The sequence below is a fragment of the Pseudomonas sp. B23(2017) genome (assembly GCF_002113725.1).
GTDB classification, from domain to species: domain Bacteria; phylum Pseudomonadota; class Gammaproteobacteria; order Pseudomonadales; family Pseudomonadaceae; genus Aquipseudomonas; species Aquipseudomonas putida_Z.
The window spans coordinates 12,755-31,728 of sequence record NZ_NEJM01000026.1 but is presented as its reverse complement, the minus strand read 5'-3'; the positions used below and the strand labels follow the sequence as shown (position 1 = coordinate 31,728).

The following is an 18,974-nucleotide window of genomic DNA, read 5'->3' as shown; positions in this document are numbered from 1 at the left end:
CAGAGCGGCCCCGGTGTCAGCGCCAGGGCAAATATCGCCGGGGCTGCTCCGCAGCCCTTTCGCGACACAAGGCCGCTCCTACAGCGGGCGTAAAAAGGCAAATACAAATAACGAACACTGGCATACTTCCCCGCTCATTGGCGCAGGAACTCACCATGCCTCGATATCTTGTTTTAGGTTTATGCCTGCTGGCACCCATCGCCTTGGCCGACAGCGAAGAACATGACCTCGCCTACAGTATCGGCGCCAGCCTGGGTGAGCGGCTGCGCCAGGATATGCCGGGCCTGCAACTGGATGCGCTGGTAGAAGGCCTGCGCCAGTCCTACCAGGGGCAACCGCTGAAACTCGACAAGGCACGCATGCAGGCCTTGCTCCAGCAGCAGGAAGCCCAGGAAGGCGATGCCGCCATGCAGAAACTTCAAGCTGCCGAAACACGCTTCATGGCCACCGAGCGTGGTCGTTATGGCGTGCACGAACTACCGGAGGGCGTGCTCTACAGCGAACTGCAAGCAGGTACGGGCGCGCAGCCCAAAGCCGGTGGCAAGGTGCAGGTGCGCTACGTGGGCAGGCTGCCAGACGGTTCGGTGTTCGACCAGAACCAGACGCCCCAGTGGTTCAGCCTGGACTCAGTAATCGAAGGATGGCAGGTGGCCTTGCCAAAGATGCACACCGGCGCCAAATGGCGCCTGGTGATTCCCTCAGCGCAAGCTTATGGCGCCGAGGGCGCGGGCGACCTGATCGAACCCTATACACCCTTGGTGTTCGAGATCGAACTGCTGGCGGTTGGCGACTGACGCCAACCCTCAGGCCTGGACCGCGTCTTCTTCCTTGTGCGCGTTGTGCAACACTTCGATCAGGCAGTCTTCCAGTTCGAAGCGCTCGTGCAGCAGGCCACCCAGCTTGCCCAGCTTTTCGGCAAAGCGTTCGGTGTCCTTGCATTCACCCTTGGCGCAATGGTCATTGAAGGCCAGTGCGACCTGAGTACTGTCGTTGATCCGTGGGTTGATCTCTTCGGCCAGCTTCAGCGCCTTCTCGTCGCCGAAGGCCTTGGCCTCACTGACCAGCTGCTCGCAGACTTCGAAATGCCACGCCGAAACGTAGTCGACAAGGAGCGTGCAAAACTCCCCGTTCGTGTCCTTGTCGGCGAAGGCCGGCTTGGCAACCCGCAGCGCGCGGAAAGCCTGCACCAGTTCCTGGCGCTCCTCCAGCCAGCGGTCGATCAGTTTGTGAACCCCACCCCAGCGTTCCTGAGCGTTCTGACAACTATCGAGCATGGCGATCTCTTCCCTTCTGGGTAGATGCCGCTGCACCTCGCACCACGACCGTGCAGCACAAAGGTGACATCAGCAGGCGGCATCGAGCAGTTGTGTTTTCGGTATGCGTGCTGGGAGATTATTCCCGCGCGTGCTGCCCTTCAAGGTACGCAGCGGACAAAGTTCATACAAGTGTTTAATACCCTGTTACATGGCCATTGGTCGTGCCAATGGCGCAACCTTGCGCCAGGTCATGTTCTCGCCAGGGTGCGGAAACGATACGCCAGCAGGCAACTCAAGGGCAGCACCGCCAGCAGCAGGAAGGCCAGCAGGCTCCACTCGGGCAGGGTCAGGTCGAGAAAGCTCCAGGCCAGCGAGTTGCAATCCGGGCCGCCGAACAACAATTGCCGGGCCGCCTCGCCCCAGGATTGCTCGAACAGCCGCCCGAGCGGCACCGGGCAGACCGGGATGGCCCCGTCATCCCCTTGCAACCAGACATGTCGCGCTGCCAGCAACGCCCCGGCCAGCGAACAGCCCAGCGTCGCCCGCGCGTAACAGCGAATGCCCGCCGTACTTGGTGCCTGCAGCACCGCCGCCAGGCACAGCAGCGCGTACAGGCCAAGCAGCAGCCGCTGGCTGAAACACAACGGGCAGGGCACCAGCCCGAGGACGCTTTCCAGGTGGAAGGACGCGGCCAGTACCGCCAGTGCAGCAAGGCAGGCAGGTAGGAAAAAGGTGCGCAAACGGGCCGGCAACATGGGCGGTGAAGGTCCCGGAATAATGAAGTGGCCTGAAACGGTAGAGGAAAGACGCGCTTTGTTTCAAGGCGCGACAGCAACGACAAGTCGCTGAATCGCGAAGGAAATTTCCAACTATGCAGTAGGAAACGTCTGAAGAAATGGATTGCAGATCTAACTTACATCGAGAGAAAGGTTACCCGCCCCCAAGGCCCGCGCCTTTGCGCGGGCCCTGGGGTAGGTCAGGCGCGTACGCCTTCGGGCAAAGGCAGGGCTAGCAGGCGCTCGTCCAGCAGGCCGAGGCCCTCCTGGAACAGCTGGTTGCTGCGCTCGGTCTCGCCAAGGCCAGCGAGCAGGCGCGCCAGCTCGGCACAGGCTTCGGGGTTGCGCTCCATGCGCAGGCTGCTTTCCAGGTAGTCGCGCGCCTTGCCCCACAGGCGGTTCTGTAAGCTCAGACGGCCCAGGGTAAGCAGCAGGCTGGCATCTTGCGGGTGGGCCTTGAGCCAACCTTCGGCTGTTTGCAGCTGGCGCGCCGGGTCATCGCCGCGCACCAGGCCGTACAGGCGGGCCAGGTGGCTTTCGTATTCACGCTTGAGGGCGGTACGCAGCACTTGTTCGGCTTCGCTCTGGGCACCCACCTGGCGCAATTGCTCGGCATAGGCCAGCACCAGCTGTGGCTCCTGGCGCTGGGCTGCGGTCAGTTGCTGCCAGGCGCGCTCCAGGGCCTGACGGGCACTTTGCGCATCCTCGCCACGGGTGGTGGCCAGGCTCAGGTTCTGGCCCCAGGCACGTTGCTCCAGGGCAGCCAGCTCGGCGGCCGGCAGCACCTTGCCCTTGCGCAGGTCGGGCAGCAGGCGGATCAGTGCCGACCAGTCGCCGCGCTCCAGGTGCAGGCGCTGCAGCAGGCGCAGCACCTGGCCGTTGTGCGGGTGGCGCTCCTGCATGGCCAGCAGGGTTTCGAGGGCGCCGTCGCTTTCGCCACGGTCCATCTGCAACTGTGCATGGGTCAGGGCGATAGCCAGTTCCGCTTGCGGCTGGCGCTCCAGGGCACGTTCCAGCAGGTTGTCGCTGTCTTCGGTTCGGCCTTGCTCGTTGGCGGCACGCGCGGCACCGAGGTAGTACAGCAACGGCTGGCGCTCGGCCTCGGCGGCACGGTGCAGATGGCGCTGGGCACTGGCCCAACGGCCCTCCGCGAGGTCCAACTGGCCCTGCTCGATGGCCAGACGAACGCGCCGGCTGCGATTACGCCGCGACCACGGGTTGACCACGCCGCTGGAAGTCAGCACCAGGCCGACCAGGTAGCGCACCAGCCACAGCAGCAGCACTACAGCCAGCAAGCCGGCCAGGGCCGCCCACAGCCCCGACTGGTAGCGGAAGCTGCCATAGGAGATCAGCACGTAGCCGCTGTGCTTGGCGACCGCAATACCCAGCGCCGCGGCGACCACGATCGCCAGCACGGCCAGCAGGTAGACACGCTTCATGGCTTGCCCCCTTCAGCCTCGGCCGGCAGGTGGCGGCGCTGTATATAGGCCTGCACTGCGGCCAGGCTTTCGCTGAGGTCGGGGGTAACCACCGACACCGGCTGCTCGGCCAGGGCGTTGAGGCTGTCAAGCATGGCCTTGCTTTGCGGGTTGTCGGCGTTGAAGTTGGCCAGCAGCACGCTGCGGGCGTCGTCCAGCGCCTGGGTGTACACCTTGCTGTCGCCATTGAGCGCTGCCCACTGGGCCTGCTCGATGGTCAGGCTCAGGGCCAGGCGCAGCTGGTTCAGTTGCTGCCCGGCCAGCAGCGGACGCACGTTGTCATCGGCGTTGAAGTCGATCTGGAAGTACTTGGAGATCTCGGCCCACCACTGGGACAGGCGACTGGCGCCGTCACCATCGGCGGTGAGCGCGCCCAAGGCATCGGCATTGGTGTCGAACTCCGGCGACTGGGCGCTGAGTTGCTGCACCAGCTCACGCTGAGCGGCCAGTTTCAGGAACAGGCCGGTACGGTCCGGTTGCTGGGTGCTGTTGAGCGTGGCCAGGCTGCGCGCCAGTTGCTCACGGGCGGCGAAGGCACCCGGATCGCTCTGCTCGCGCAGGATCTCGTCCGCCCCCTCGACCAAAGCCTTGGCACTGGTGATGTCCTGCAGCGCAGACAGCCGCAGGGTGGCCAGGCGCAGCAGGTGCTCGGCCTCGGCCAGGCGCCATTCCTTGCGGCTTTCGCCCAGTACGGTTTCCAGGCGCTGGCTGAGGCGTTGCTGGTCGCCTTGCAACTGCGCCACCAGGCGGCGGCGGTCTTCCAGCTCGCTGGCCGCCGGCAGGCTGGCCAGTTGCGCGCTGATCTGCTGTTCACGCTGCTGCAGGGCTTCGGCGCGCTGGTTCAGCGCCTCGATGTGCTGGCCCTGGTTGAATTCGCTGCCTTGCAGTTGACGCACCTGCCAGACACCCCAGCCACCTACCGCCACCCCGGCCGCGCCCAACAGCAGGGCCAGCGTTGCCAGGCCACTGCCGGAGCGCTTGGCAGGTGGGGTGGTGACGGGTTCCGCCGGCGCTTGTGCCGACGGCTGATCGTTATTGGACAAGACAGTCTCGCTCACGTATCCATCCTTTGCATGGGGGCGCATCGCGTTCAGCTTAGCGCCTTAAGAGGCAGGTGCAGCGCTGCGCTGCACGGCTGCCAGCAAGGCCGTGGCACTGGCGCCACGGCAATCCACAACCTGTTGGGCCCCGGCGGCCCTGGCCTGCTCGGCAACCCGAGGGCTGGGCACGAACAGCGGCAGACGCGCCAGCTGCGGCCAATCGGCGCCGGCCATCTGCTGCAAGTGTTCAAAACCCTGCCCACTGCTGACCACCAGGCCATTGAGGCGTTCCGCTTCGATGCGGCGCATCAGGGTACCTGGTGGGTAAGCCGGCAGGCAGCGACGATACAGTTCCAGATAATCGACACTAGCACCTTGCTCTGCAAGACGCTCTGCCAGCAGTTCGCGACCTCCGACGCCACGAACGATCAAGATCCGCGGTGCCGGTACGGCAACTGCCTGGCGCAGGGCTGGCAGCGCCAGCAACGCTTCGCTGTCATCGCCACGTGGCGGGAAGCTCACCGCCAGGCCCGCACCCTGCAGCACGGCGGCGGTTGCCTCGCCCACAGTGAACCAGCCTTGCACGGGTGGCTGCAGGCCGGCATCGGCCAGTTGCTCAAGCAACAACCGGGCTGCCGGCTTGCTGACCACGATGATCGCCTGGAAGCCCTGCAGGCCTTCCAGCAACAGGCGTTGCTGGTTATCCACAACGACGGGCTTGATTGCCAGCAGCGGCAGGCAGCTGCTGGCTACCCCCGCCGCTGCCAGGCTTTGCGCCAGTGCCGCACAGTCCTCGGCAGGCCGGGTCAGCAACAGGCGCCACGAACTCACGGGTGGCCGGCCTCGCCGTAGACTTCCTTGAGAATGGCCTCGGCGCCCTGCCCCAGCAGGTCCTCGGCCACCTGCACGCCCAGGGTTTCGGCGGCAGTACGTGGGGCGCGGGCATCGGCCACCAGCAGGGTACCGCCGCTGGGCTGGCCGACCAGGCCACGTAGCCACAGCTGGTCACCTTCCAGCACCGCATAGCAGGCAATCGGTACCTGGCAGCCGCCATTCAGGCGTTTGTTCAGGGCGCGTTCGGCCACCACCCGGTCGGCGGTATCGGCATGGTGCAGCGGCGCCAGCAGCGCGTGGATTTGCTGGTCGGCGCTGCGGCATTCGATGCCCACCGCGCCCTGGCCGCCAGCCGGCAGGCTGTCATCGACGCTGATGGCGGAGGTGATGCGGTTTTCGAAGCCCAGGCGGATCAAGCCGGCGGCGGCGAGGATGATGGCGTCGTACTCACCGGCATCCAGCTTGGCCAGGCGGGTGTTGACGTTGCCGCGCAGGAAGCGGATTTGCAGGTCCGGGCGACGCGCCAGCAACTGGGCCTGGCGACGCAGGCTGGAGGTACCGACGATGCTGCCGGCAGGCAGCTCATCGAGGCTGTCAAAGGTATTGGAAACGAAGGCATCGCGCGGGTCTTCCCGCTCGCAGATGCAATACAGGCCCAGGCCTTCGGGGAAGTCCATGGGCACGTCCTTCATCGAATGCACGGCGATGTCGGCTTCGTTGTCCAGCAGGGCGGTTTCCAGTTCCTTGACGAACAAGCCCTTGCCACCGATCTTTGCCAGCGGCGCGTCGAGCAGCTTGTCGCCACGGCTGACCATGGGCACCAGGGTCACCAGCAGACCGGGGTGGGCCTGCTCGAGGCGGGCTTTGACGTATTCGGCCTGCCACAGGGCCAAGGCACTTTTACGGGTGGCAATGCGGATTTCGCGAGTGGACATGGAACGCCCCGATCCAGAGAAATGCTGTCGATGATAACAGCATCGCCGGTATCGCTAGCAGATACGGATCAACAGGCCATGCGTGGTTTGCTGTGGGAGCGGCCTTGTGTCGCGAAAGGGCCGCACAGCGGCCCCAGGATTTCGGCAGTGATGCATAATTTGCTGGGGCCGCTTTGCGGCCCTTTCGCGACACAAGGCCGCTCCCACAAGGCCCGAGCAAATCCACAGACTTGCGCAAAGGGCTCAGAGGGTTTGCATCATCTTGCGCACACCGGCCACATGGCGCCGGCTGACGGTCAGGGCGTCACCGTCCAGGCCTTTCAGGTATAGCTGGAAATGCCCCAGCGGCGTGCGCTGCAGGCGTTCGATACGCTCACGGGCGACCAGCGCATTGCGGTGGATACGCACGAAACGTTCGCCAAACTCGTCTTCCAGGGCCTTGAGGGGCTCGTCGAGCAGTACTTCCCCGGCCTCGTGGCGCAAGGTCACGTACTTGTGATCGGCAATGAAATAGATCACCTGGGGCAAAGGGATCAGTTCGATGCCTTTGCGCGTGCGGGCACTGATGTGGCTACGCGGGCCACCGCCTTCATTGGCCGGCCTGGTGAGCGCCGCCAATTGGGCGCGGTTGGGCTTTTCAGCCTTGCGCAAGGCATCGCGCAAGACCTGGGCCTGGAAAGGTTTGGTCACATGGCTGAGGGTACTGTCCTTGAAAGCCTCGGCACCGTATTCATCGTCCCCGGTGCAAAACACCACCGCCGGCGGCGCCTCGCGCTCGCACAGGCGAGCAGCAACCTGCAGGCCGTCCAGGCCCGGCATGCCGATGTCCAGCAGGACCACATCGGGCTTGAGGCTTTCGATCAGCGCCAAGGCCTCCTCGCCGTTGGTGGCGCTAGGCTCCAGCACGGTGTAACCCTCCAGTTCGCCGAGCAGCCGGCTAAGCCGCTCACGGCCTTGGGGTTCGTCATCAACGATCAGGACATTCATAATTGCGCTGGATTCCTGAATGAGTCTCGCACAGGTATAGCGTAGACAGGTATGGTTCGAGCGACACTAAGGTCACGCTCTAGACCGGTGCGATGGCCAAAGATTCACTCGGCCGGCAGATTCACTGCCAGTCCTCTGTCCAACTGTAGACGGTCCGTGGAACACTGCCGTTCATTCCTGCAAATCCTTCTCTATCGTTTTCCGCGTATTTCTCTCGACCAGCGCCCTGCGGCGGCCAGCCCAAACCCTGCTATCATCGGCGCCACTTTTTCGTTCACGCCTGCAATGAGTGAATCCATGAGCACCGACAAGACCAATCAGTCCTGGGGCGGCCGCTTCAGTGAGCCCGTCGACGCCTTCGTCGCCCGTTTCACCGCCTCGGTCGATTTCGACAAGCGCCTGTACCGCCACGACATCATGGGTTCGATCGCCCATGCCACCATGCTGGCGCAAGTCGGCGTGCTCAGCGATGCCGAGCGCGACACCATCATCGATGGCCTGAAGACCATCCAGGGCGAGATCGAGGCTGGCACCTTCGACTGGCGTGTCGACCTCGAAGACGTGCACATGAACATCGAAGCACGCCTGACCGACCGTATCGGCATCACTGGCAAGAAGCTGCACACCGGCCGTAGCCGCAACGACCAGGTGGCCACCGACATTCGCCTTTGGCTGCGCGACGAAATCGACCTGATCCTGGCCGAAATCACCCGCCTGCAGCAGGGTCTGCTGGAGCAGGCCGAGCGTGAAGCCGAGACCATCATGCCCGGCTTCACTCACCTGCAGACGGCCCAGCCGGTCACCTTCGGCCACCACCTGCTGGCCTGGTTCGAAATGCTCAGCCGCGACTACGAGCGCCTGGTCGACTGCCGCAAGCGTGCCAACCGCATGCCCCTGGGCAGCGCCGCGCTGGCAGGCACCACCTACCCGATCGACCGTGAACTCACCTGCAAGCTGCTGGGCTTCGAAGCCGTGGCCGGCAACTCGCTGGACGGCGTGTCGGACCGCGACTTCGCCATCGAATTCTGCGCCGCCGCCAGCGTGGCGATGATGCACCTGTCGCGCTTCTCCGAAGAGCTGGTGCTGTGGACCAGCGCGCAGTTCCAGTTCATCGACCTGCCAGACCGCTTCTGCACCGGCAGCTCGATCATGCCGCAGAAAAAGAACCCGGACGTGCCGGAACTGGTACGTGGCAAGAGCGGCCGTGTGTTCGGCGCCCTGACCGGCCTGCTGACCCTGATGAAAGGCCAGCCGCTGGCCTACAACAAGGACAACCAGGAAGACAAGGAACCACTGTTCGACGCCGCCGACACCCTGCGCGACTCGCTGCGTGCCTTTGCCGACATGATCCCGGCAATCAAGCCCAAGCACGCCATCATGCGTGAAGCGGCCCTGCGCGGTTTCTCCACCGCCACCGACCTGGCCGACTACCTGGTACGCCGTGGCCTGCCGTTCCGTGACTGCCACGAGATCGTGGGTCACGCGGTGAAGTATGGCGTGGACACCGGCAAGGACCTGGCCGAAATGAGCCTGGACGAACTGCGCCAGTTCAGCGACCAGATCGAGCAGGACGTGTTTGCCGTGCTGACCCTGGAAGGCTCGGTGAATGCCCGTAACCACATTGGTGGTACCGCACCGGCGCAGGTGCGTGCGGCCGTCGCCCGCGGCAAGGCGCTGCTGGCTTCGCGTTAAGGCCCATTGCGAGGGCTTCGCCCTCGTTCGCGGGCACGCCCGCTCCCACAGGTACATCGTTTCCCTGTGGGAGCGGGCGTGCCCGCGAAGGGTCCAACACCAGACTCAGCGCTTGCCGCTGCGAATCATCTCCATGAAGGCCGGCATCGCCGCCTCCTTGTCCGCCACGATCCGCGCCATGTGCGGGTTGTCGCCCATCAGCTGCAGCAACGCGTTGGCCTGCGGGAAGTCCGCCAGGAAGTCGATGTTCAGCACCTTCTTGCCCACCGCATAGGCCAGGTCGACCGAGAAGCAGAACATCAGGTCTGCCAGGGTCAGTTGCTCACCCGCCACATAGGGTGCGAAGCGGCCGTTACGCTTGAGCGTGGCAAAACCGGCCAGCAGGTCGGCACGGGCTTTTTCCTTTATCAGCGGCTCCACCGACATGCCAAAGAAAGACTCGGCATAGCAGGTACGCGCCGGCAGTTCGATGTACAGCTCGATTTCCTTGAGCAGCTCACGCACCTTGGCCTGCCCGAACGGGTCGGCCGGCAGCAGCGCCTTGCCGCCCTGGGTCTGCTCGATATAGTCGAGGATCACACTGGTTTCGCTGAGGAAGCCGTGTTCGGTCTGCAGCACCGGCACCTTGCCTCGCGGGCTCACTTCCAGCGCCTGTGGCGCCTGGCCGCCATAGAAGGTGACTTCCTCGAAGGGCAGGCCTTTTTCCAGCAGGGCCAGCTTGACCATGTTGTAGTAGTTGCTGACCGAGAATCCATGAAGCTTGAGCATGAGGTAACAGCCTCCAGGCCGTAAGGGGTTGGCCCGGCTTTTATAGACCGTACGCCCGCTCCTGACCAGCGTCATGCGCCCCGTCAATGCCCGGGCATTGCCGCCACAGGCGTGGCACACTGTGCATCCCACCCTAGGAGTACCGCCATGAGCGAGCCCACCGACATCGACAATGACGACGACGAAGCCTTCGCCGAGGCAACGCTGACCCAGGCCATCGAGAACCAGATAGAAAGCGGCGACCCGGCGGCGGCGAAAGCCACGTTCAACAAACTGACCCTGGTCGGTTACGAGCGCGAAGACATTCTCAACCTGATGGCCCATGTACTGGCCTTCGAAATTGACAACATGCTGGTGGAAGACCGCGAGTTCGACCGCGAGTGGTACGAGAATGCCCTGCGCGCGCTGCCGGAACTGCCGCCTGAGATGGATCAAGGCGAGGACGAATAACCCGGCTACACTCGAAGGTCAGGCACCGTAGAACGGTGCCGTCATCCTTGTCTGGAAGTCAGGAGTCGCCATGCCTTTTACCCCCGATCTGATCGCTGAACTGGAAGTCCTTTCGCTGTTCAAGCACGACAGCAGCCAGGAAGGCATCAAGATTCACAAGAACGCTTCCCCCGACCTGGTAGCTGCCGCGCAACGCCTGCATGAAAAGGGGCTGACCGATCAACCTGATGGCGGCTACCTGACCAGCCTGGGTCATGACGCTGTCGAAAGTGTCCAGTTGCTGCAGAACATTCTCAAGGCACCACAACCGGCCTGAGTTCCCTTCGCGGTCTGTGTGTAGGAGCGGCCTTGTGTCGCGACAGGGCCGCACCGCGGCCCCAGCAATTAGTGCAGCGCTGCTGAAATCCTGGGGCCGCTTTGCGGCCCTGTCGCGACACAAGGCCGCTCCTGCAAGGGATCGCGTGAGGCTTTCAGTTAGCAGTGACTCTGCGCTTTTCCACCAGGCGTGAGCGCCCGTACAGGAACAAGATGGCCAGCAAGGCCAGCGCCTGCGCCGAAAGCGAGTAGGCGTCAGCGTGAATCCCCAGCCAGTCGAACTCGAAGAACGCCACCGGCCGTGTTCCAAGTACCCCGGCCTCTTGCAACGCCTTCACGCCATGCCCGGCGAACACCACCGACAAGGCACATAGCAGCGCGGCGTTGATGCTGAAGAACAGCGACAGCGGCAGCTTGGCCGAGCCACGCAGGATCACCCAGGCCAACCCCACCAGCAGCACCAGCGCCGTGGCACCACCCGCCAGCACCGCCTGGTGCCCGGCTGGGCCGGCCTGCAGCCACAGGGTTTCGTAGAACAGGATCACTTCGAACAGTTCGCGGTAAACCGAGAAGAACGCCAGCACGGCAAAACCGAAACGTCCGCCACCACCGACCAGGCTGCTCTTGATGTAGTCCTGCCAGGCGGCGGCATGGCGGCGATCGTGCATCCACACGCCAAGCCACAGCACCATCACCGCGGCGAAAAGCGCCGTGCAGCCTTCCAGCAGTTCGCGCTGGGCGCCACCGACGTCGATCACGTAGGCTGCCAGCGCCCAGGTTGCGAAACCAGCCACCAGCGCCAGGCCCCAGCCGATGTTGACGCTGCGCACCGCCGACTGCTGGCCGGTATTGCGCAGGAAGGCCAGGATCGCCGCCAGCACCAGAATCGCCTCCAGGCCTTCGCGCAGCAGGATCAGCAAGCCGGATACAAAGCTCAGCGACCAGCTCAGGCCATCGCTGCCCAGCAGTTTGGAAGCCTGCTCCAGCTTGGCCTTGGCTTCGCTCAGGCGTTGCTCGGCCTGGGCCACGGGCAAGCCGTCCTGCAGCGACTGACGGTACGCCATCAGCGATTTTTCGGTGTCCTTGCGCGCCTGGGTGTCGATGTTGTCCAGCGAGCTTTCCACCAGCTCGAAGCCTTCCAGGTAGGCCGCCACTGACAGGTCATAGGCCTGGTCGTGATCACCTGCGCGGTAGGCCGCCAGGCTCTTGTCCAGAGTGCTGGCGGTGTATTCGAGCAATTGCGCCGGGCCACGCTTGACCTGCGGCGGCTGGGCGCGCTGGGCGCGGAACGCCTCCACGGCCGTGGCACCTTCGCTGGCGGCGACTTCGGCCGGGGTCTGGCGGGCCAGGTCGGCGATGTTCCAGGTCTTGTCGCCTTTGCCGGCTTCTGGCTTGGCGGTGAAGCTGGCGATGTAGGCAGCCACATCCCAACGCTGGCGGTCGTCCAGCTGGTCGGCAAACGAAGGCATCTCGGTGCCATCGATGCCCAGGGCCAGAGTGTTGTAAAGGTCGAACAGGCTCAACTGGTCGAGGCGCGAAACATCGCGCAGGTTGGCGGGTGCAGGCTCCAGGCCCACGCCGGCCGGGCCGTCGCCGGCGCCGTTATCACCGTGGCAGATCGAGCAGTTTTGCGCGTACAGCGAAGCGCCACGGGCTGGGTCAGGCGTGATAACCGGGGCTTGGCTGACCTCATAGGCCACTGCCAGGCGCGCGCCCAGCTGACGGGCCTGCTTGGCCACCGTTGGGCCGTCCTGACGCTGGTCGATGGCCTGGCGCAGCGCCTGGACGCCCTGCTCCAGGGCTGCTTGCTCAGCATGCGCAGGCAGGCCTTTGACCAGGTCGGCCAATACCGCGCTGAACTCCTGCTGCTCGCGGTATTCACCATCGTCGATCACCTTGCCGTCTTGCACGGTGGGCGGGTAGTCGGCGCCAATGTAGTCCAGCAGGTGCAGGGCCTTGGTGGCCTCGGCGGGGGCTTCGGCCAACGCCAGGGTGCTGCACAGCGCCAGCACCGGGCCGAGCAATATAACCGGCAGCCAGGCAAGCAGTCGGGAACGGGTTTTCATGGCCAGTCTCGAAGGGAATGCGAAAGAGAACATTGTTCACTTCCACTTTGCTTCGCTCAAGGGTGCCGGGCGGATTTCATGAAAAATCTTGGTACAAATCAGATGAAGAGAGGGGATGCGCTGAACCTGTGGGAGAGTCTGTCTTGTGTTGCCTGCCCACAGGTATTGCACATGGCTTGAGGGAGATGCGGTCGAGGTGGGAGCTGGCTTGCCGGCGATGGGCCGCACAGCGGCCCCGGGGTCTTTAGGGTTATTGAAGAACCTTGTTCATCCCCCGCTCCATATCATCGATCAAAGCCTTGGCCATCTCGCTTAGTATCCGCGCAGCGCTGCCAGCAATGCGGTCGTTTTCCATTTCCGCTTCGGTGGTCAGGTGGCGAATACAGCCCAGCAGCACAGATAGCTGCGAGAAAGCATGGCTGAACGGCACATTGGGCTGCAGGCGGAACAAGTCGAAGGTTTCCACACCTGCGGTTGCAGAGTCTCTTGGATCATCGCTCATCGGGTCGCTCCTTGATCGTGGCAGGTTGCATGGGTGCGGTCGCACACGGCATTGATCAGGCGGCAGAGCAATCGAATATTCATGCCCATGGCATTGCGAATGTCGCCGGGAGGGTTGTCGAGCAGGACTGTGGTGGTGTGGTCGATGGTCAGGGTGATGGCGCTGATCAGCTCTTCGCAGTTTTTGGGGCTGAGTGGATCGATTAGTGAGAGTGCGGGAGGGTCGAGCAGAAGCAGATCGGTAACTGGTGGATCGGGGACGAGCTTGTTCATAATTGCATTCCTTGTGAATAACTATGAACTGCAATCCTCTTCGTCTCACGGAATTGGGTGGCAGTCGTGCGAGGGGTGAGACCCGGGCTCACAGGAAAACCCGACCAGGCGAAAGCCTGCCCGCGCACGACCACCATTAAGCGGTGCGTTCTGTGAGTCCGGGGGTCTCAATCCCGATCGCCTTGCGAGGCGACCCCGCGACAGTATTCCGGGAACACTTTCCAGCCAAGACAGCACCTTCCGACAGGTGCTGTAGGATAATTCGACAGGGCGTCCGAACTGAAGCATTTGGTTTCAGGTTCGGAAATGTCTTACAGCTCTAGGGCCTAGGCGAGGGCTTTGCCCTCGATCGCCGGCAAGCCAGCTCCCACAGGTGGACTACAGGGCTCGAAAACAGCGCAGTACATGTGGGAGCGGGCGTGCCCGCGAAGAATTCAACGCGGTGGCTGGCACCGGCTGCGCCGGTGTTCGCGGGCACGCCCGCTCCCACAGGGTCCCCGCTAAATCAGTAAGTTATGTGCAGCTCTATGGGAGCTGGCTTGCCGGCGATTGGGCCTCAAGGCTTGGCGGTGCCCTTCCACCCCCCACCCAACGCCAGGAACACCCCAATCTGTCCCTGCGCCACCTGGCTATTGGCCGCGGCCAGCTGCGCGCGCATGTCGGTATAGGTGCGCGTCGCCTGCAGGTCGGCCAGGAACGATTCACGCCCCGCCTGGTAATACCGGTGCGTCTGGTCCGCCGCCTCCTTGGCCGACTTCTCCGCCTCGGCCAGCGCGTCACGCCGGTCCAGCAGAGCGCTGTACTGCGCCAGGCGGGTCTGGGTCTCGCGAATGGCGTTCAGCACTACCCCATCAAAATTCGCCAGGGCGGCCTGGGTCGAGGCTTCGGCCATGCGAATGCGGGCGCGGGTGCCGTTGGTGGGGATGGTCCAGCTGATCTGCGGGCCGAAGCCCCAGCGGTTGGTCGCCGGCTCGCCAAGGTTCTCGAGGATACCGATGGTGCCAACCTGGGCGCCGATGCTGATGTCCGGGTACAGGGCGCCGGTGGCCACGCCGATGTAGGCAGTGGCAGCGGCCAGCTGCCGTTCGGCCTGACGCACGTCGGGACGGCGCTTGAGCAACGCCGCGCCATCGCCCACCGGGACCAGCTGGTTCAGGTGCGGCAGCTCGGCACAATCGGCAGTGCCGGCAGGCAGCTGATCAACCGGTTTTGCCAACAAGGCAGCCAGTGTGTACATGCCGGTCTCGCGCTCCGCCTTGAAGCGTGGCAGTTCGGCGCGCAAGGATTTGAACTGGGTCTGCGAACGGGTGACCTGGGTTTCGTCGCCACGCCCGGCATCACGCAGGCGCTGGTTAAGCTTCACACTCTGCTCCTGCAGGTCGAGCGACTCGCGGGCAATGTGGTATTCCTCGTTGGCCGAGCACACCTGGGTGTAGGCCTTGACCACATCCGCCACCAGGGTGATGCGGGCAGTATCGGCGGCGGCCTGCACTGCGTCGGCATTGGCCTTGGCCGCCTCGGTGCCACGCTTGAAAGTACCCCACAGGTCGAACTGGTACGAGGCACTGATGATGGCTTCGCCGATGTTGGCCACCGGCACTTTCTCTGGCAGCAGGAAGGCCTCGCCCGATTCCTGCAGGCGCTGGGCGCCAAGTTTGACGCCGCCGTTGAAGCCACCTTGCGACTCAGCCACTTCGACCTGGGCGCGCGCCTTGGCAATGTTGGCGGCAGCCACGCGCAGGTCGGTGTTGGCACTCAGGGCCTGGCGCACCAGCTCGTTCAGCCGTTGATCCTGATACAGCTGCCACCAGTCCTCAGGCACCGGTGCCGATACCACGCTGTCGGCATCCTGGCGCAGCGGGCCGTTGAGGTCGCTGCGTTGCACCGCCGCGTCCTTCGGCACCTCATAGTCGGGGCCGACCATCATGCAGGCCCCCAACGACAGGCACAGCCCCGCCAGGATCAGCTGTTTCATGGGCGCTGGCCCTCGATGATCGACACCGTGGCGGTTCGCCCGGCAATCATGCGGAAGTCTTGCGGCACTTCATCAAAGGCGATGCGCACCGGAATACGCTGGGCCAGGCGCACCCAGCTGAATGCGGGGTTGACGTTGGGCAACAGGTTGGCGCCACTGCTGCGGTCACGGTCTTCGATGCCGGCGGCGAAGCTTTGCACATGGCCACGCAGGCGGGTGTTGTCGCCCATGACGCGAATGTCCACGGCATCGCCGATGTGGATACCGCCAAGCTTGGTTTCCTCGAAGTAGCCATCGACGTGGTACGAGGCGCTGTCGACCACCGACAGCACCGGGCGGCCGGCGGTGACGAATTCGTGATTACGCGGTGCTCGGTCGTTCAGGTAACCGTCCACCGGGCTGCGCACCACCGAGCGGTCGAGGTTGAGCTGGGCGGTATCGACGGCCACCTGCGCTTCGCTGACGGCGGAACGGGCACGGGCCTCGCGGGACTGGCTTTCCTCCAGCTGCTCGGCGGCCACCAGGTTGCCCAGCTTGCGGTTGCGCTGCGCTTCGCGGGAGGCCTGGGCCAGGGTTTCCTGGCGCTCACCCAGGGTCGCCTTGGCCTGGCGCAGGGCCAGGGTGAAGCGGTCCTGGTCGATGGTGAACAGCACATCGCCGCGCTTGACGGTCTGGTTGTCACGCACCTCGACCTTCTGGATCAGCCCGGACACGTCCGGGGCGATCTGGATCACGTCGGCGCGGATGTGGCCGTCGCGGGTCCAGGGGGCGAACATGTAGTACACCACCATCTGCCACACGAGCACGGCGGCGAAGGTCACTACCAGCAAGGTCAGGACCACACGGCCCAGGGTCAGCAAAGGTTTTTTCATGGCAGCATCAGGTTTCGGCAAAAGTGGTCCACCGCACCAAGCAGCACGGCATACAGAGCAACGTTGAACAACGCCCGGTGCCAGACCAGACGGTAGAAATGCAGGCGCACCAGCACCGCGTGCACCCCGAGGAACAGCAGGTAGGTGCCAAACATCATCACCAGCAGCGTGGGCAGGAATACCCCGCTGATATCCAGTTCACCAATCACAGGGGCGCTCCGTCGAGGCCGGGGGGCAGTTGCGGTTGTTCGGCTGGCTCGAGCATCACCTCCACGCCCGGCAGCAGCGCCAGGCGCAGGCCGCTCAGCGCGTGCAGCAGGTGGGTACGGGCATCGCCGCGCTCGTACAGCTCATCCAGGTTCAGCGCCAGGCGCGCGCGCTCCATGTTGCGCAGCAGCGCGGCCGGGGCGTGCAGGCGCTCGCCGACGCGCAGGCAGGCGGCGTAGTGCGCGCCGACTTCCTCGACTACCGTGTTCAGGCGTTCACGAGCCTGCTGCCCGGCACGCGGCATGTAGGCCAGCAGGTCGAGCAGGTTCAACCCCACGCGCAGGTCGCGCAGTGCCACGCCGCTGTCCTGCCCGGTTTGCGACAAGCGCGGCAGGTGCTGCATCAGGCGGTCGAGCATCTGCACACCGACCTGGCGGTGCTCGGCCAGGGTGGCCGGCTCGGTCATTTCGACGATGTCGCGCCAGGCGAAGCGGGTCATGCGCTTGGCTGCCAGCTCCACGCCGAACGGGCGCATCACCAAGGTCCAGATGAAGGCGAACAGCAGCCCCACGGGGCCGGCCAGGTTGGAATTGAGGAAGGTGAAGAAGTCAGCATCGTAGGCGCCCTGGATGCTGATGAAAGTCGAGGTGTTGACGATGGTCAGCAAGGTACCCAGGTAGAAGCGCGGCTGCACGGTCAGGGTGCCAACGCAGATGAATGGCACGGCGAAGGCCAGCACCAGCATCGGGAAGTCGTGCAGGTTGGGCAGCACCAGGAACAGGTACAGGCTGGAGAAGATGACCGACATCAGCGTCCAGAAGAAGAACCTGTAGATCTGCGGCGCCGGGTCGTCCATGGCTGCGAAGAAGCTGCACGACACGGCGGCGAGGATCACTGCGCTGGCGCCGTCGTTCCAACCCAGGCCAATCCACAAGCCGCAGGCGACAACGATCGCCAGCACGGTTGAGGCCACCGAATACAGCATCAGGCCACGGTCGAAGAACGCCGTCAGGCGGCCCAGGCGCCAGTGGCGGTACACCGCGCGCCAGGGGTTGGAATCGTCGCTGCGCAGGGCATGTTGTAGGCTGCAGCAGTCCTGCCACAGGTCGGCCCATTCGGTCAGGCGATACAGGGCGTTGGACAGCAGCAGTTCGGCGCGCTGGTCGAGGGCAGCGGCGCCGGGCTGCAGGCGCTCGATCTGTTCGTGCAGGGCGGTCCAGCGGGCGACGGAGGCGCTGTCGACGGTGCCCTTGAGCCATTCGCGGGCAGCATCGAGCAACGGTTGCAACTGGGCGAACTGTGCCGGGGCGCGGCCTTCGAGGGCGACAAGGGCGTCGTCGAGGGCATCGATCACGGGCAGCAGGTGGATCATGCGCCCGCGCAACTCGCGGGCATTCTTCAGGGTGTGCGGACCAGCGCCTTCATGGCCGAGCTGGCCGATCATCAGCTCCAGCGAGTTGAAGGTGGCGACCATCGCCCCTCGCATGCCGCCAACCTGGTCTGCGCTGGCCTGGCGGGCCAGATAGGTGTCGCTGTAGCGGATCGCTTCGGTGAACCAGCTACCAGTGGCACCGACTACAACTGGCGCCAGCCGTCGTGGCCAGAAGATCGCCCCGACCACCGCCGCGCAGACGATCCCCAGGCAGATTTCCTGGGCGCGGGAAGACGCCACATCGAACACAGCAAGCGGGTTGTCGACCACCGCCAGGGCAATCATCGGCAAGGTGTAGCCGGCCAGCATCAGCACATAGTTGTTGGCGGTGCGCAGGTTCAGCGAAAGGAACAGCAAGGTGCCGGTCCACAGGGCGATGGCGATGCTCAGCAGCAACGGCGATTGCACCAGCGGTGGTACCAGGAAAATCGCCCCGCCGGCACCGAGCAGCGTGCCCACGGCACGGTACAGGGCCTTGGAGCTGGTGGGGCCAAGGAACGGGCTGGAGACGATGTACACCGTGGCCATGGCCCAATAGGGTCGCGGCAACTGCATGAGCAGGGCGATGTACAGGGCGATCATGGAGGCGGCAAAGGTACGCACGCCATAGAACCAGTCGCGGGCCGGGGGCACCGAGCTGAAGAAACCGTTCATGCTGCCCCGCCTGTGTTGCCCAGGCCGGCGGCTTCGAAGGCACGCAGCACGCGCAAGGCGGCTTCCAGGTCGGCCTGGTCGATGCCATGCAGCACCTCGCGGCGCAGGCGCACCAGTTCGGCTTCGATGGACTCGGCCAGGGTGCGGCCTTCGGCAGTCAGGCTCAGGGCCTTGGCGCGGCGGTCCAGTGGGTCTTCGCTGCGGCATACCAGGCCAGCCTTGCACAGCTGGTCGAGCAGGCGCACCAGCGACGGGCTTTCCAGGCCGGCGGCCTGGGCCACGGCCACCTGATGCACGCCGTCACCCAGGCGCACGATCATCAGCAACGGCGCGGCGCAAGCCTCGGAAATGCCGTAACCGGTCAGGGCGGTATGACAGATGCGCCGCCAATGGCGGGCGGCAACCACCATGCCACTGCTGACTTGCAGGCGCAGGAGATCAAGGGACATGACAGGAACCAAGG

Annotated in this window: 20 protein-coding genes; 4 read left to right on the top strand and 16 right to left on the bottom strand. The window is 64.5% G+C overall.

The features are described from left to right. The first annotated feature begins 155 nt into the window (after window positions 1-155). Window positions 156-794 (top strand): FKBP-type peptidyl-prolyl cis-trans isomerase, encoded by a 639-nt coding sequence (locus CAG46_RS26805; protein WP_085619355.1) that lies wholly within the window; start codon window positions 156-158, stop codon window positions 792-794. Between the two features lie 9 nt (window positions 795-803). On the opposite strand, the gene rsd is transcribed toward CAG46_RS26805, so the two are convergent. The 7 genes from rsd to CAG46_RS26770 all read right to left on the bottom strand — a co-directional run bounded on the left by rsd (window position 804) and on the right by CAG46_RS26770 (window position 7,306). Further along, on the bottom strand, window positions 804-1,274 hold the full coding sequence (rsd, locus tag CAG46_RS26800; protein ID WP_085619353.1) for a sigma D regulator: 471 nt from the start codon (window positions 1,272-1,274) through the stop codon (window positions 804-806). 230 nt (window positions 1,275-1,504) lie between these two features. Further along, the gene (locus tag CAG46_RS26795; RefSeq protein ID WP_025337279.1) at window positions 1,505-2,011 is read right to left on the bottom strand and encodes a disulfide bond formation protein B; all 507 of its coding nucleotides are present in this window, start codon (window positions 2,009-2,011) and stop codon (window positions 1,505-1,507) included. 221 nt (window positions 2,012-2,232) lie between these two features. After that, window positions 2,233-3,471 carry a heme biosynthesis protein HemY gene (locus CAG46_RS26790; protein ID WP_075044282.1) on the bottom strand — a complete coding sequence of 413 codons (1,239 nt, stop codon included), beginning with the start codon at window positions 3,469-3,471 and terminating at the stop codon, window positions 2,233-2,235. After that, window positions 3,468-4,568, bottom strand: coding sequence for a uroporphyrinogen-III C-methyltransferase (locus tag CAG46_RS26785; RefSeq protein ID WP_084785108.1), 1,101 nt, complete (start codon window positions 4,566-4,568; stop codon window positions 3,468-3,470). The genes CAG46_RS26790 and CAG46_RS26785 overlap by 4 nt, the downstream gene beginning before the upstream one ends. Window positions 4,569-4,613: 45 nt before the next feature. After that, entirely contained in the window at window positions 4,614-5,381 is a 768-nt protein-coding gene (locus CAG46_RS26780; protein ID WP_085619351.1) for a uroporphyrinogen-III synthase, read from the bottom strand. Continuing rightward, entirely contained in the window at window positions 5,378-6,319 is a 942-nt protein-coding gene (hemC, locus tag CAG46_RS26775; RefSeq protein WP_085619349.1) for a hydroxymethylbilane synthase, read from the bottom strand. Before hemC ends, CAG46_RS26780 begins: the two co-directional genes overlap by 4 nt. Before the next feature lie 243 nt (window positions 6,320-6,562). After that, the gene (locus tag CAG46_RS26770) at window positions 6,563-7,306 is read right to left on the bottom strand and encodes a LytTR family DNA-binding domain-containing protein (protein WP_085619347.1); all 744 of its coding nucleotides are present in this window, start codon (window positions 7,304-7,306) and stop codon (window positions 6,563-6,565) included. Window positions 7,307-7,603: 297 nt separating this feature from the next. On the opposite strand from CAG46_RS26770, the gene argH reads away from it, so the two are divergent. After that, window positions 7,604-8,998: an argininosuccinate lyase gene (gene argH, locus CAG46_RS26765; RefSeq protein WP_025337274.1), complete on the top strand. Its 1,395-nt coding sequence runs from the start codon at window positions 7,604-7,606 to the stop codon at window positions 8,996-8,998. Between the two features lie 105 nt (window positions 8,999-9,103). On the opposite strand, the gene CAG46_RS26760 is transcribed toward argH, so the two are convergent. Further along, window positions 9,104-9,766, bottom strand: a complete 663-nt coding sequence (locus tag CAG46_RS26760) for a glutathione S-transferase (RefSeq protein WP_085619345.1) — start codon at window positions 9,764-9,766, stop codon at window positions 9,104-9,106. 147 nt (window positions 9,767-9,913) lie between these two features. Here CAG46_RS26760 and CAG46_RS26755 point away from each other — a divergent pair, with 147 nt between their 5' ends. Together CAG46_RS26755 and CAG46_RS26750 are read left to right on the top strand one after the other, a co-directional pair. Then, entirely contained in the window at window positions 9,914-10,216 is a 303-nt protein-coding gene (locus CAG46_RS26755; protein ID WP_085591763.1) for a hypothetical protein, read from the top strand. A gap of 70 nt (window positions 10,217-10,286) precedes the next feature. Then, window positions 10,287-10,532, top strand: coding sequence for a TIGR02647 family protein (locus CAG46_RS26750; protein ID WP_075044277.1), 246 nt, complete (start codon window positions 10,287-10,289; stop codon window positions 10,530-10,532). A 154-nt stretch (window positions 10,533-10,686) separates the two neighbouring features. Here CAG46_RS26750 and CAG46_RS26745 read toward each other — a convergent pair whose 3' ends face one another. From CAG46_RS26745 to CAG46_RS26710, 8 genes are all read right to left on the bottom strand, one after another. Then, window positions 10,687-12,630 (bottom strand): FTR1 family protein, encoded by a 1,944-nt coding sequence (locus tag CAG46_RS26745; RefSeq protein ID WP_085619344.1) that lies wholly within the window; start codon window positions 12,628-12,630, stop codon window positions 10,687-10,689. 217 nt (window positions 12,631-12,847) lie between these two features. After that, window positions 12,848-13,099 (bottom strand): DUF3077 domain-containing protein, encoded by a 252-nt coding sequence (locus CAG46_RS26740; RefSeq protein ID WP_023662451.1) that lies wholly within the window; start codon window positions 13,097-13,099, stop codon window positions 12,848-12,850. Next, window positions 13,096-13,371 (bottom strand): hypothetical protein, encoded by a 276-nt coding sequence (locus CAG46_RS26735; RefSeq protein WP_085619341.1) that lies wholly within the window; start codon window positions 13,369-13,371, stop codon window positions 13,096-13,098. Before CAG46_RS26735 ends, CAG46_RS26740 begins: the two co-directional genes overlap by 4 nt. Before the next feature lie 556 nt (window positions 13,372-13,927). Then, entirely contained in the window at window positions 13,928-15,346 is a 1,419-nt protein-coding gene (locus CAG46_RS26730; protein WP_015268531.1) for an efflux transporter outer membrane subunit, read from the bottom strand. Then, entirely contained in the window at window positions 15,343-16,218 is an 876-nt protein-coding gene (locus tag CAG46_RS26725) for an HlyD family secretion protein (protein ID WP_010951565.1), read from the bottom strand. Before CAG46_RS26725 ends, CAG46_RS26730 begins: the two co-directional genes overlap by 4 nt. Further along, window positions 16,215-16,427, bottom strand: coding sequence for a DUF1656 domain-containing protein (locus tag CAG46_RS26720; RefSeq protein ID WP_003255905.1), 213 nt, complete (start codon window positions 16,425-16,427; stop codon window positions 16,215-16,217). Before CAG46_RS26720 ends, CAG46_RS26725 begins: the two co-directional genes overlap by 4 nt. Next, window positions 16,424-18,511, bottom strand: a complete 2,088-nt coding sequence (locus CAG46_RS26715) for an FUSC family protein (RefSeq protein WP_085619339.1) — start codon at window positions 18,509-18,511, stop codon at window positions 16,424-16,426. Before CAG46_RS26715 ends, CAG46_RS26720 begins: the two co-directional genes overlap by 4 nt. Next, window positions 18,508-18,960, bottom strand: coding sequence for a MarR family winged helix-turn-helix transcriptional regulator (locus CAG46_RS26710; RefSeq protein WP_025337266.1), 453 nt, complete (start codon window positions 18,958-18,960; stop codon window positions 18,508-18,510). Before CAG46_RS26710 ends, CAG46_RS26715 begins: the two co-directional genes overlap by 4 nt. Window positions 18,961-18,974: the final 14 nt, after the last annotated feature.

Coding starts and splice junctions, on each gene's coding strand:
- CAG46_RS26755 (WP_085591763.1), top strand. CDS start 9,914: ATGAGCGAGCCCACCGACATCGACAATGACGACGACGAAGCCTTCGCC.
- CAG46_RS26770 (WP_085619347.1), bottom strand. CDS start 7,306: ATGAATGTCCTGATCGTTGATGACGAACCCCAAGGCCGTGAGCGGCTT.
- CAG46_RS26725 (WP_010951565.1), bottom strand. CDS start 16,218: ATGAAAAAACCTTTGCTGACCCTGGGCCGTGTGGTCCTGACCTTGCTG.
- CAG46_RS26745 (WP_085619344.1), bottom strand. CDS start 12,630: ATGTTCTCTTTCGCATTCCCTTCGAGACTGGCCATGAAAACCCGTTCC.
- CAG46_RS26710 (WP_025337266.1), bottom strand. CDS start 18,960: ATGTCCCTTGATCTCCTGCGCCTGCAAGTCAGCAGTGGCATGGTGGTT.
- CAG46_RS26805 (WP_085619355.1), top strand. CDS start 156: ATGCCTCGATATCTTGTTTTAGGTTTATGCCTGCTGGCACCCATCGCC.
- rsd (WP_085619353.1), bottom strand. CDS start 1,274: ATGCTCGATAGTTGTCAGAACGCTCAGGAACGCTGGGGTGGGGTTCAC.
- CAG46_RS26795 (WP_025337279.1), bottom strand. CDS start 2,011: ATGTTGCCGGCCCGTTTGCGCACCTTTTTCCTACCTGCCTGCCTTGCT.
- CAG46_RS26735 (WP_085619341.1), bottom strand. CDS start 13,371: ATGAACAAGCTCGTCCCCGATCCACCAGTTACCGATCTGCTTCTGCTC.
- CAG46_RS26715 (WP_085619339.1), bottom strand. CDS start 18,511: ATGAACGGTTTCTTCAGCTCGGTGCCCCCGGCCCGCGACTGGTTCTAT.
- hemC (WP_085619349.1), bottom strand. CDS start 6,319: ATGTCCACTCGCGAAATCCGCATTGCCACCCGTAAAAGTGCCTTGGCC.
- CAG46_RS26740 (WP_023662451.1), bottom strand. CDS start 13,099: ATGAGCGATGATCCAAGAGACTCTGCAACCGCAGGTGTGGAAACCTTC.
- CAG46_RS26730 (WP_015268531.1), bottom strand. CDS start 15,346: ATGAAACAGCTGATCCTGGCGGGGCTGTGCCTGTCGTTGGGGGCCTGC.
- CAG46_RS26760 (WP_085619345.1), bottom strand. CDS start 9,766: ATGCTCAAGCTTCATGGATTCTCGGTCAGCAACTACTACAACATGGTC.
- CAG46_RS26750 (WP_075044277.1), top strand. CDS start 10,287: ATGCCTTTTACCCCCGATCTGATCGCTGAACTGGAAGTCCTTTCGCTG.
- CAG46_RS26790 (WP_075044282.1), bottom strand. CDS start 3,471: ATGAAGCGTGTCTACCTGCTGGCCGTGCTGGCGATCGTGGTCGCCGCG.
- argH (WP_025337274.1), top strand. CDS start 7,604: ATGAGCACCGACAAGACCAATCAGTCCTGGGGCGGCCGCTTCAGTGAG.